This window comes from Agromyces sp. NPDC057679 (assembly GCF_042799635.1).
In the GTDB taxonomy this organism is placed as follows: domain Bacteria; phylum Actinomycetota; class Actinomycetes; order Actinomycetales; family Microbacteriaceae; genus Agromyces.
In genome coordinates, this window is record NZ_JBHVIK010000005.1 from 401,850 (window position 1) to 413,208 (window position 11,359).

At 71.7% G+C, this 11,359-nt stretch carries 10 protein-coding genes and 1 pseudogene; 8 read left to right on the plus strand and 3 right to left on the minus strand.

Going from position 1 to position 11,359, the window contains the following annotated elements:
• Positions 1-5: 5 nt before the first annotated feature.
• Both ACFVAJ_RS21300 and ACFVAJ_RS21305 read right to left on the minus strand, forming a co-directional pair.
• On the minus strand, positions 6-1,022 hold the full coding sequence (locus ACFVAJ_RS21300; RefSeq protein ID WP_376947789.1) for an SIS domain-containing protein: 1,017 nt from the start codon (positions 1,020-1,022) through the stop codon (positions 6-8).
• Positions 986-2,167: a hypothetical protein gene (locus ACFVAJ_RS21305; protein WP_376947791.1), complete on the minus strand. Its 1,182-nt coding sequence runs from the start codon at positions 2,165-2,167 to the stop codon at positions 986-988. Before ACFVAJ_RS21305 ends, ACFVAJ_RS21300 begins: the two co-directional genes overlap by 37 nt.
• A 120-nt stretch (positions 2,168-2,287) precedes the next feature.
• Between ACFVAJ_RS21305 and ACFVAJ_RS21310 the strand changes: the two genes are divergently transcribed.
• The 4 genes from ACFVAJ_RS21310 to ACFVAJ_RS21325 are packed head-to-tail and all read left to right on the plus strand — an operon-like array spanning position 2,288 to position 6,308.
• Positions 2,288-3,391: a spermidine/putrescine ABC transporter substrate-binding protein gene (locus ACFVAJ_RS21310; RefSeq protein ID WP_376947793.1), complete on the plus strand. Its 1,104-nt coding sequence runs from the start codon at positions 2,288-2,290 to the stop codon at positions 3,389-3,391.
• A 4-nt stretch (positions 3,392-3,395) separates the two neighbouring features.
• Positions 3,396-4,298 (plus strand): ABC transporter permease, encoded by a 903-nt coding sequence (locus tag ACFVAJ_RS21315; RefSeq protein ID WP_376947795.1) that lies wholly within the window; start codon positions 3,396-3,398, stop codon positions 4,296-4,298.
• Positions 4,291-5,133, plus strand: a complete 843-nt coding sequence (locus ACFVAJ_RS21320; RefSeq protein ID WP_376947797.1) for an ABC transporter permease — start codon at positions 4,291-4,293, stop codon at positions 5,131-5,133. The genes ACFVAJ_RS21315 and ACFVAJ_RS21320 overlap by 8 nt, the downstream gene beginning before the upstream one ends.
• Positions 5,130-6,308 (plus strand): ABC transporter ATP-binding protein, encoded by a 1,179-nt coding sequence (locus tag ACFVAJ_RS21325; RefSeq protein WP_376947799.1) that lies wholly within the window; start codon positions 5,130-5,132, stop codon positions 6,306-6,308. The genes ACFVAJ_RS21320 and ACFVAJ_RS21325 overlap by 4 nt, the downstream gene beginning before the upstream one ends.
• On the opposite strand, the gene ACFVAJ_RS21330 is transcribed toward ACFVAJ_RS21325, so the two are convergent.
• Positions 6,278-6,898 carry a TetR/AcrR family transcriptional regulator gene (locus tag ACFVAJ_RS21330; protein WP_376947801.1) on the minus strand — a complete coding sequence of 207 codons (621 nt, stop codon included), beginning with the start codon at positions 6,896-6,898 and terminating at the stop codon, positions 6,278-6,280. The genes ACFVAJ_RS21325 and ACFVAJ_RS21330 overlap by 31 nt on opposite strands.
• Before the next feature lie 130 nt (positions 6,899-7,028).
• Here ACFVAJ_RS21330 and ACFVAJ_RS21335 point away from each other — a divergent pair, with 130 nt between their 5' ends.
• The 4 genes and pseudogenes from ACFVAJ_RS21335 to ACFVAJ_RS21350 form a co-directional block, all read left to right on the plus strand.
• The gene (locus ACFVAJ_RS21335) at positions 7,029-8,330 is read left to right on the plus strand and encodes a glycosyltransferase (RefSeq protein ID WP_376947803.1); all 1,302 of its coding nucleotides are present in this window, start codon (positions 7,029-7,031) and stop codon (positions 8,328-8,330) included.
• On the plus strand, positions 8,327-9,745 hold the full coding sequence (locus tag ACFVAJ_RS21340) for an NAD(P)/FAD-dependent oxidoreductase (protein WP_376947805.1): 1,419 nt from the start codon (positions 8,327-8,329) through the stop codon (positions 9,743-9,745). Before ACFVAJ_RS21335 ends, ACFVAJ_RS21340 begins: the two co-directional genes overlap by 4 nt.
• 35 nt (positions 9,746-9,780) lie before the next feature.
• On the plus strand, positions 9,781-11,235 hold the full coding sequence (locus ACFVAJ_RS21345) for an aminobutyraldehyde dehydrogenase (RefSeq protein WP_376947807.1): 1,455 nt from the start codon (positions 9,781-9,783) through the stop codon (positions 11,233-11,235).
• A gap of 29 nt (positions 11,236-11,264) precedes the next feature.
• Positions 11,265-11,359: pseudogene (locus tag ACFVAJ_RS21350) on the plus strand (UTP--glucose-1-phosphate uridylyltransferase); the annotation flags it as partial.

Sequence of the window (11,359 nt, forward strand, 5' to 3'; positions counted from 1 at the left end):
CCGGCTCAGCCCTGCGTGTTCGTGCCCTCCTCGTCGAGGAGACGGTTCGCCACGAGTTCGCCGACGAGCACCTCGGCGAGCAGGGCGACGTCGGCGTCGTCGTCGTGCCGATGGCGGACGACGAGTTCGGCGCCGGGCAGCGCAGAGCCGACCGACATGAGGCGCGAGCCGCGCGAGGCCATCCACTCGAGGGCCTGCGCATCCCATGCCGAACCGGCGAACACCAGCGCGCGGTAGTCCTGCGTCTTCGTGAGGTACACGTCGACGTGCGACCAGTCGCCGGTCTCGGAGGCGAAGGCGCCGACGCGCGGCACCTCGCGCAGCATGAGCGCCGACTGCTGCGCGCTCGAGAGCCGTTCGACCGGGGCGAGCGTCCAGGCGCCCGACGGTCCGGCGAGCAGTCGGGTCGCGGGGTCGAGCCAGTCGGCCGAGCTTCGCACGAGGTCGGCCGTGGCCTCGGCGGCGCGGCGCAGCACGGCGGCGTCGAACGGGGCGGGACGGTCGGCGGCGCCGTCGGCGGGCCGGATCGCGTGCAGCACCGCGTCGAGCACGGCGAACGTCGCGCGGAAGGTGCGGCAGGCGATGCCGGAGGCCTCGACGCCCGCGACGAGCGGCACGACGACGTCGGCGCGCTCGCCGAGCGGCGAGTCGGGGCGGTTCGTGATCGCGACGAGCCGGCCGGTGCCCCGGTACTGCTCGATCGCGCGCAGCACCTCGACGCTGCCGCCGGTCGCCGAGACGGCGACGACCACGAGGTCGCGGGACGACGGCGGCAGCAGGGCGGCGCTCGCGAGCTCGACGACGACGTTGAGGCCGTCCGCCCGGTGGCGGCGCGCGACGACGTCGGCGGCGTAGCGGCTCGAGCCCATGCCGAGCACGAGCACGCGCGGTGCGGGGCCGAGCGCCGCACCGAGCGCGCCGACGGCGTCGAGGCCGGGGAGACCGGCTTCGAGGGCGTCGGCGAGAACGCCGAGCGTGTCGGGGATCAGGTCGAGGTCGGTGCGAAAGGCGGCGGGGTCCACGGGGCCTCCGGGTGGTCGTCGGTCGGGCGGTGACGGTGGGTGATGGCGGCGTCGGGGGCATAGCGCCAGACCGGCAGGAACCGGTCGGCGTAGTGCAGCTCGGCGACGAGCTGCTCGGCGCGGAAGCCCGGCACGAGCGCCTCGTCGAACAGCTCGGGCCGCGAGAGCTCGGCCCGGTACGCCGCGAGGAGCGCGGCCTGGGCCCGATCGGACCACTCGAAGGCCCTGGTGTCCGCGCGACCGACGCGTCGCTGGGCGACGGCGGCGACGAGGTCGAGCGAGACCAGGAGGTGTGCGAGATCGCGTGCGGCGGCATCTGCGCGCTCGCGGTCGTCGGACGAGAGCTGGGGGTCGCCGTCGAAGTCGATGACGGTGTAGCGGCGGCCGTCGACCCCGGGCGACGCCAGGACCTGGCCGACGTGGAGGTCGCCGTGGATCGGGAACTCGAGTCCGGCCGCCGTGCCGTCGAGCGAGCGGATGTCGCGGGCGAGCGACTCGCGTCGATTGTGCAGTCGCGCGCCGCCGGCTCCATCGGCCGGGTCGGCTGACGACAGCGCCCGCGCGAGGGCGTCGTCGGCGCGAGCGCGTCGGGCTTCCGGCGCTCGGGTGCCCGACGGGGTCGCGGTGCGACCCAGGACGTCGTGGATCCGGGCGATCCTGGTGCCGAGCAGCGCCGGCCAGTCGGGCTCGGTGCCCGTCGCGAGGTGCTCGACGACGTCGTCGACGGCCCAGGTCCAGCCGTCGTCGGCGCCCGGCAGGTATTCGGTGACGATCGCGACGGTCGACTCGCCGAGGGCGGGATGCCGCCACCCGACCCGTCCGACGAGACGGTCGACGTCACCGCTGCCGGCATCGGCGAGCCGCTCGAGCAGGATCGCGGCCCGGTCTGCGGCGGCCCAGCGGCCGACGATCTTCACGACGAGGCGCTCGTCGACGATGACCGAGATGTTCGTCTGGTCGACCGTGATCGCCCGCTCGCGGGCGTCGGCCGGGATCGCGTCGCCGACCACGGATCGTGCGAGGGCCCGGCCGAGGCCGTCGCCGGCGGCGGGACGCCGTCCGTCGACGAGCACGACGCCGTCATCGTCGACGGAGAGTGCTCGTCCGTCGACGACCGGTCGCTCGCCGCTCATCATCGAGTTCATTGAATACGGATTATAACTATTCGGCAACCCGCGCTCCAGCACTCTCTCGGGGGCATTGCCATTTCTTGACGACCGATGCAACAATCGCTCAACCTTGTTCATCGTTGCAGGAGGTTCCACATGCGCTCGACCCGCCGCATCGCCGCCGCCGCGGCCGGCACACTCGCGCTCGCTCTCGCCGCCACGTCGTGCTCGACCGGTGGCGGAGGCGGGGGAGAAGCCCTCGACCCCGACGCCGACCTGAGCGAGCAGACGCTCACCGTGTCGGTCTGGGCCGACTACTACCCCGAGGACCTCGCCGAGCAGTTCGAGGAGGCGACGGGCGTCAAGACGACGATCGTCAACCACACCACCAATGAAGACATCGTCGCGAAGCTGACCGCGAGCGCCGACCCCGGCATCGACGTCGCGTTCGTCTCGGGCCAGTACGCGCAGGCGCTCGGCGAGCAGGGGCTGCTCCAGGAGCTCGACAAGTCGCTCATCCCGAATGAAGAGAACCTCTACCCCGAGGCCCTCGAACTCGGCTACGACGAGGGCAACGTGTACTCGGAGCCCTACGCCTGGGGCACCACCGGCCTCTGCTACCGCCCCGACCTGACCGGCTTCGCGCCCACGTCGTGGAACGATCTGCTCGACCCGAAGCCCGAGCTCGTCGGCAAGACGACGATGCTCTCGACCGACCGCTGGCTCGCGATGCCCGCGCTCAAGGCGCAGGGGCACTCGCTCAACACCACCGACGATGCCGAGCTCGACGAGGCGAAGGCCCAGCTCCTCGAGACGAAGTCGACGCTGCTCGCCTACGACGACACCACCTTCTACTCGAAGCTCGTCTCGGGCGAGGCCGCCCTCGTCGAGGCGTGGGACGGCTGGTGCAACTACGGCATCGCCGAGAACCCCGACATCGAGTTCGTGATCCCCGACGAGGGCGCCGACCTCTGGGTCGACACGATGACGGTGCTCAAGAGCTCGGAGAACAAGGAGGCCGCGATGGCCTTCATCAACTACATCCTCGATCCCGAGGTGCAGACCTGGGTGGCCGAGAACATCCTCTACAAGGTGCCGAACCAGGCCGCGATGGAGGCGCTCGACCCCGCCCTCATCGAGCAGTACCCGACCCTCGGCATCTCGGTCGACGAACTGTTCGAGCAGGAGGTGATCGTCGACCTCGGCGAGGACTCGCTGAAGTACGTCGACCTCAACGCCGAAGTGCTCGCGACGAACTGACGCCGTGACCTCGACGCTCGACCCGAAGGCCCCCGCCGTGCGCGCACCGCGCGCGCGGCGGGGGCTCGCCCCGGTCCCGTTCCTCGCGCCCGGCACGATCTTCCTGATCGTCTTCATGGCGATCCCGGTCGGGCTGCTCGCCTTCTACACCTTCTTCACGCGCGGCCGGTTCGGCGGCATCGTGTTCGAGTTCACGCTCGACAACTGGGTGAAGCTCACCGAGCCCCTCTACCTCGGGGTCATCGGGCAGTCCGTCCTGATCGCGTTGGTCGTGACCCTGCTGGCGCTGCTCCTCGGCTACCCGATGGCGTACGCGATCGCGGGGCTCTCGCCGAAGTGGCGCACGGTCGCCCTCGTCGCCATCGTGCTGCCCTTCTGGACGAACTTCCTCATCCGCACCTACGCGTGGATCCTGCTGCTCAACAACGCCGGCTGGGTCAACCAGTGGCTGCAGGGCCTCGGCCTCATCGACGACCCGATCGCGATGCTGTACACGCCGCAGGCCATCGTCGTCGGGCTCCTCTACATGTACCTGCCGCTCATGGTGCTGCCGCTCTACGCCTCCCTGCAGCAGCTCGACCCGTCGCTGCGCGAGGCGGCGACCAACCTCGGCGCGACCGGGTGGCGGGCCTTCCGCACCGTGACGCTGCCGCTGTCGCTGCCGGGCGCCCTCACGGGCTGCATCTTCGTGTTCGTGCCGGCGATGTCGAACTTCGTGATCCCCGAGCTCATCGGCGGCGGCAAGACGATCATGGTCGGCAACCTCGTGCGCGACCAGTTCTTCGAGGCGCGGGACTGGCCGTTCGGGGCCACCCTCGCGCTCGTGCTCACGATCATGCTCGTCGGCGTGATCCTGGTGCAGACCGCCGTCTCGCGGCGCCTGACCGAGGGGAGCCGCCGTGGTTGACGTGCAGAACCCGCCCACGAGCGCGATGCGCGAGGCCGATCCGGCCGCGACGCCGCGCGCCGTGCGCAAGCCCCGCGGCATCCTCGTGCCCCTCTGGCTCGGCTACGCGTTCCTCTACCTGCCGATCCTCGTCGTCGTCGTGATGAGCTTCAACGACTCCGAGAACCTCTTCGTCTGGCGCGGCTTCTCGCTGCGCTGGTACCCCGAGCTCTTCGCCGACACGGCGATCATGCAGGGGCTCGTCAACACGCTCATCGTCGCGGCGGGCGCGACGGCCATCGCGACGGTGCTCGGCACGCTGCTGGCCTACGGCATCCAGAAGTACACCCGCGGCGGGCTCATCCGGGCGTTCGCGATCGCCCCGGCGATCCTGCCCGACCTGCTGCTCGGCATCGGGCTGCTGACCTTCTTCTCGCTGCTGTCGATCACGCTCGGGCTGCACTCGGCGATCCTCGCGCACGCCGTCTTCGCGACGGCGTTCGTGACCGCGATCGTGCTCGCCCGCATGGCCGGACTCGACCCGAGCCTCGAGGAGGCGTCGCGCGACCTCGGCGCAGGTCCCGTGCGCACCTTCATGCGCGTCACGCTGCCGCAGCTCGCGCCCGGCATCGTCGCGGGGGCGCTGCTCGCGTTCACGCTCTCGATCGACGAGTTCGTGATCGCCTTCTTCACGACCGCGCCGACCCAGCCGACCCTGCCGATCGTCATCTACTCGATGGTGCGCTTCGGCGTCACGCCCGAGGTCAACGCCCTCGCCAGCCTCCTCCTGCTCGTGAGCATCGTGACGGTGATCGCGGCGCAACGACTGACCCGACTGACAGGAACCACGAAGTGAGCACCGCACCCCTCCTCCACGTCCACGGCGTCCGCGCGGTCTACGGCGACACCGTCGCCCTGCACGACGTCTCGCTCGACATCGCCCACAACGAGTTCTTCGCCCTGCTCGGCCCGTCGGGCTGCGGCAAGACGACCCTGCTGCGCTCGATCGCCGGGTTCGAGACGCCGGCCGCCGGACGGATCGAGATCGACGGCGACGACCTGCTGCAGATGCCTCCGCACAAGCGCCCGGTCAACATGATGTTCCAGAGCTACGCACTGTTCCCGCATCTCTCGGTCGAGAAGAACGTCGCGTACGGGCTCGAGGCCGAGGGCGTCGGCCGCGCCGAGACCGCCGCGCGGGTCGCCGAGGTGATGGACGTGGTCGGACTCGGTCAGCTCGCCAAGCGCCGCCCCGGCCAGCTGTCGGGCGGCCAGCGCCAGCGCGTCGCGCTCGCCCGCGCGATCGTCAAGCGGCCGAAGCTCCTGCTGCTCGACGAGCCGCTGTCGGCGCTCGACCGGCAGGTGCGGGCGTCGATGCAGCTCGAGCTCAAGCGGCTGCAGCACGAGGTCGGCCTCACCTTCGTCGTCGTCACGCACGACCAGGAGGAGGCGATGTCGATGGCCGACCGCATCGCGGTGCTGCGCGACGGCCGGCTCGAGCAGCTCGCGACCCCGCAGGAGCTCTACGCGAACCCCGCGACGCGATTCGTCGCCTCGTTCATCGGTTCGGCGAACCTCCTCGACGGGGTGGTGCGCGGCGGGCGGGTCGAGGTGCCGGGCGTCGGTGCCGTCGAGGTCGCTCCGCACGGGCTCGCCGACGGGGCCGCCGCGACGGCGGTCGTGCGCCCCGAGGACGTCGAGCTGACCGGCGACGCCGCGACGGCGGTGCTTCGCGGCGAGGTCGTCGACACCTACTTCCTCGGGGGCGCCTCGACGCTGTCGGTCGAGGTGCCGGGGGTCGGCGCGCCGATCCTGGCCACGGTGCACGGCGCGAGCGGGTTCGCCCGCGGTGACGCGGTGGGCGTGCGGTTCGGGCGGGCTGCTGCCGTCGCGCGTGATGCGGTGGTGGCCGCGCAGTCGGCCGGCGCCCTCGACGACGTCGCAGCCGCCGCAGGGACCCGCGTGGACGGCGGCGCGGCCGGATCGACCGGCCCCTCGCCTCAGGAGGAGGCGGAGGGGGTCAGCGCATGACCCGTCGCGAGCCTGGCGCTCGCGACGATGAGGTCGAGCGCCCCGTCGTGGTCGATCGTCGGGTGGCCCGCGATGATGCGGTAGCCGTAGGCGTCTTCGAGGGCGACGAGGTTGCGCGCGATCACGAGCGAGGGCTGGGTGAGCGCGAAGATGCCGCGTGCGGCCCCCTGCTCGAGCACCACCTGGTACATGCCGACCTGGCGGTCGTAGAGCGTCGTGAGGAGCGACGCCATCAGCGGGTTGCGCCCGGCCGAGCCGCCGAGCTCGCAGAGCAGCCGCACCTCGGTGTCGCCGGGGCCGCTCGGCAGGCCCGACTCGGCCAGGGCGAGCAGTCGCGCCACCGGGTCGTCGGGAAGCTGCTCGAGCATGCGCACCCGCGCCTCGTAGAACCGCTCCATGCCGGCCCGGTTCGCCTCGAACATGAGCTCGTCGATGTCGGGGTAGTAGTAGAGCACCGCGCTCGACGTGAGCCCGGCCTCTTCGGCGACGCGGTTGAGCCTGGCGCCGTCGGGGCCGTGCGCCGCGATGGCGCGCTGCGCCGCCGCGACGAGTTGGCTGCGTCGCTCCTCCTGACGTTTGGGCCGCGCCATCCTGGTTCCCCTCACCGACGAGTTCTCTGCACCGTCGGTCAATGATACGTCGATCCGGCCATATTTCACGGAAGTCTTGACAACTCGAATTCTTTTCATCACCATTCAATAAATTGACGAAGGAGTCACCATGGGCGACGAGCGCCGAACGTTCCTCTTCATGCCCGAGAGCGCCTACGGGCCGACGAACAACTGCATCGGGATCGGCAACGCGCTGCTCCAGCGCGGCCACCGCGTGGTCTTCGCCGCCGAGCGGTCGTGGGAGGGCAAGCTCACCGCGCTCGGCTTCGAAGAGGACCTCGTCGACCTCGCCCCGGCCCCCGAGGAGGAGGTCGAGCAGGACGCCGGCCAGTTCTGGAAGGACTACATCCGCGAGGTCTCGCCGGAGTTCCGCAAGACGACCGCCGAGCAGCTCGAGACGGTGACGCTGCCGATCTGGCAGGCCCTCGTCGACGGCGCGAAGTACTGCGAGCCGCAGCTGAAGGCGATCATCGACCGCGTGCGGCCCGACGTCATCATCGAGGACAACGTGATCGCGTTCCCCGCCCTCGTCACCGCGGGCGTGCCGTTCGTGCGGATCGTCTCGTGCAACCCGCTCGAGGTGCCGGGCGAGCACATCGCGCCCGTGTTCTCCGGTCTCGGAAAGGACGAGCGCGACGCCTGGCCCGCGTTCCGTGACGAGTACGAGCGCACGCACCGGCAGCTCTGGACCGAGTACGACGCCTGGGTGCAGGAGCAGGGGGCGCCCGCCCTGCCCGACCTCGAGTTCATCCATCAGGGCGACGCGAACCTCTATGTCTACCCCGAGGTGCTCGACTACCATGTCGAGCGCCCGCTCGACGAGCGCTGGCACCGGCTCGACTCCTCGGTGCGCGAGACCGAGCAGGCGCCGACCGGCCTGCCCGCCTCGTTCACCGACGGCAGCCGCCCGCTCGTCTACTTCAGCCTCGGCTCGCTCGGCTCGGCCGACGTCGACCTCATGCAGCGCGTCATCGCCGCGCTCGCCGACCAGCCGGTCGACGTCATCGTCTCGAAGGGGCCGCTGCACGACGAGTTCGAGCTCGCCGACAACATGTGGGGGGCCGAGTTCCTTCCGCAGACGACGATCCTGCCGCTCGTCGACCTCGTGATCACGCACGGCGGCAACAACACGACGACCGAGGCGCTGCACTTCGGCAAGCCCATGGTGCTGCTGCCGCTCTTCTGGGACCAGTACGACAACGCCCAGCGGGTGCACGAGCAGGGGTACGGAATCCGCCTCGATCCGTACCGGTTCACGCCCGAGGAGCTCGCCGGCGCGGTGCATTCGCTGCTCGACGACGCGGCGCTGCGCGAGCGGGTCGCCGCCGCAGGCGCCGCCATCCGGTCGCGCGACGGCGTCTCGGCGGCGGCCGACGTGATCGAGCGGGTCGGCGCCAGGGAACGGGTGTGAGCGCCACCCGCGCCGGGGCCCGATCAGCACTCGCCGACGCGGCACCGCGTCCCTACTGGACCGACCGCGGCCGCGACGAGGGTGCGCCCGGGCCGCGCCCGTCCCTCACCGGTCCGACCGAAGCCGACCTCGTCGTCGTCGGCGCCGGCTTCACCGGGCTCTGGACGGCGTGGCGGGCCCTCGAGCGCGACCCCGGGGCATCCGTGGTCGTGCTCGAGGCCGAGCACGTCGCGCACGGCGCGACGGGTCGCAACGGCGGATTCGTCTCGAGCTCCCTCACCCACGGTCTGACGCACGGCACCGCGATCTGGCCCGAGCAGGTCGGCGCCCTGCACGAGGAGGGCGAACGCAACCTCGCCGAGCTCGTCGCGACGATCGAGGCGGCCGGCATCGACTGCGGGCTGAGCCGCGCGGGCAAGACGACGCTCGCGATCGAGCCGTGGCAGCTCGACGGCCTGCGCGAGGCGAAGGAGCTCGGCGCCCGCCACGGCGTCGACCTCGAGCTGCAGAGCCGCGACGAGGTGCAGGCCGACGTGCACTCGCCCACGTACCTCGGCGGACTCCGCGACCGCACCGGCACGGTGCTCATCGACCCCGCCCGGCTCGCCTGGGGCATGGCCGCGGAGCTCGAACGCCGCGGGGTCCGCGTGCACGAGGCATCCGCGGTCACCGGCATCGACCGACGGGGTGAGGGCGTGCGCGTGCGCACCGCCCTCGGTCACGTCGACGCCCGGAACGCGGTCATCGCGACCGCCGCGTACCCGGCGCCCCTCCGGCGGCTGGGCAACTACATCATGCCGCTCTACGACCACGTGCTCATGACCGAGCCGCTCGACGAGGCCCAGCGCGCCGCGGTCGGCTGGGCCGACGGGCAGGGACTCACCGACGCAGGCAACCAGTTCCACTACTATCGGCCCACCGCCGACGGGCGCATCCTCTTCGGCGGCTGGGATGCCGTGTACTACTTCGGCGGCAGGGTCGACGCGAGCCTCGAGCAGCGGGATGCCTCGCACGAGCTGCTCGCCGAGCACTTCTTCACGACGTTCCCGCAGCTCGAGGGGCTGCGCTTCACGCATCGTTGGGCCGGCCCGATCGACTCGACGACGCGGTTCACCGCCGCCTACGGCACCGCCCGCGGCGGGCGGGTCGCCTACGCGGTCGGGCACACGGGCCTCGGGGTGGGCGCGTCGCGATTCTCGGCGGATGTCGCGCTCGACCTGCTTTCGGGGCGGCCGACCTCGCGGCTCCGGTACGACATCGTCCGGCGGCGTCCCTTCCCCATCCCGCCCGAGCCGCTGCGCAACCCGATCGTCCAGTTCACGCGGCGCTCGATCCTCGCCGCCGACGCCCACGAGGGCCGGCGCAACCTGTGGCTGCGCACCCTCGACCGCTTCGGCCTCGGGTTCAACTCCTGAGGCCGCACCAGACCCCATCCGAGAGAGGAGCTCGCATGAGCACCGGAACCTTCATCGGCGACTACCGCGCCGGCACCGGCGGCGACGCCGTCATCACGAACCCGGCCACCGAACAGGAGGTCGCGGCGTTCACCTCGTCGGGCGTCGCCGACGTCGACGAGGCGGCTGCCGCGGCACGGGCCGCGCAGCCCGAGTGGGCCGCGAAGACGCCGGGGGAGCGCTCGCTCGCCCTGCTGCGCCTCGCGGACGCCCTCGAGGCGGACGCCGAGCACCTCGCGAAGCTCGAGGTCGAGGACTCGGGCAAGCCGTGGACGACCGCGTTCGACGGCGAGCTGCCCTTCGGCATCGACAACCTGCGGTTCTTCGCGGGCGCCGCCCGGTCGCTCGACGGCACGGGCGCCGGCTCGTTCTCGAACGGCTACACCTCGATCCTGACCCGGCGCCCGGTCGGCGTCGTCGCCGGCATCACGCCGTGGAACTTCCCGCTCATCATGGCGATCTGGAAGGCCGGTCCCGCGCTCGCCGCGGGCAACGCCGTGATCGTGAAGCCCGCCCCGGCGACCCCGCGCACGACGCTGCGTTTCGCGGAGCTCGCGGTGGAGGCCGGGCTGCCCGCCGGGATCTTCAGCGTCGTCACGGGCGACGCCGAGGTCGGGCAGGCGCTCGTCACCCACCGCGAGGTCGACATGGTGAGCGTCACCGGCTCGACCCAGACCGGCAAGGCCGTCATGCGCGGCGCGGTCGAGGGGGTGAAGCGCGTGCACCTCGAACTCGGCGGCAAGGCGCCGGTCATCGTCTTCGCCGACGCCGACCTCGGTGCGATGGCGCAGGCCGTCACGATGGGCGCCACCTACAACTCGGGCCAGGACTGCACCGCGGCGACCCGGGTCTACCTCGAGCGCTCGGTCTACGACGACGGGGTCGCGGCACTGCGCCAGGCCGTCGCCGGCGTCGTGGCAGGCGACCCGATGGACCCCGAGACCCACATCGGGCCGCTCGTGTCGAAGGCCCACCGTGCGAGGGTCGAGGGCTTCGTCTCGCGCGCCGTCGCCGAGGGCGCCGAGGCGCTCGTCGGCGGCCGCTCGCTCGACGGCCTCGGCTCGTACTTCGCCCCCACCCTGCTCGTCGGGGCGGCGCAGTCGTCGGAGATCGTGCAGGGCGAGGTGTTCGGCCCCGTGCTCGTCGTGCTGCCGTTCGACGGCGAGGCCGAGGGCATCGCGCTCGCGAACGACAGCGCCTACGGGCTCGCGTCGTCGGTCTGGACGAGCGACGTCGGGCGGGCGCTGCGCGTGAGCCAGTCGCTCGACGTCGGCGTCACGTGGGTCAACGACCATCTGCCGATCGCGTCGGAGGCGCCGCACGGCGGCGTCAAGGGCTCGGGCTTCGGCAAGGACATGTCCATCGAGCCGCTGCTCGACTACTCGGTGACCCGACACCTCATGATCAGGCACGCGCCGCCGCCCGAGACGAGCGGGTTCCGGCCGGCGTGAGCCGAAGCGACGATGACGAGGAGACGACGATGACGCAACGGATCACGAAGGCGGTCATTCCTGCGGCTGGGTTGGGGACGCGGTTCCTGCCGGCGACGAAGGCGATGCCGAAGGAGATGCTGCC

Excerpts from the sequence above, each read along its gene's own strand:
- ACFVAJ_RS21305 (WP_376947791.1), bottom strand. The coding sequence starts at position 2,167 with ATGAACTCGATGATGAGCGGCGAGCGACCGGTCGTCGACGGACGAGCA.
- ACFVAJ_RS21310 (WP_376947793.1), top strand. The coding sequence starts at position 2,288 with ATGCGCTCGACCCGCCGCATCGCCGCCGCCGCGGCCGGCACACTCGCG.
- ACFVAJ_RS21330 (WP_376947801.1), bottom strand. The coding sequence starts at position 6,898 with ATGGCGCGGCCCAAACGTCAGGAGGAGCGACGCAGCCAACTCGTCGCG.
- ACFVAJ_RS21335 (WP_376947803.1), top strand. The coding sequence starts at position 7,029 with ATGGGCGACGAGCGCCGAACGTTCCTCTTCATGCCCGAGAGCGCCTAC.
- ACFVAJ_RS21345 (WP_376947807.1), top strand. The coding sequence starts at position 9,781 with ATGAGCACCGGAACCTTCATCGGCGACTACCGCGCCGGCACCGGCGGC.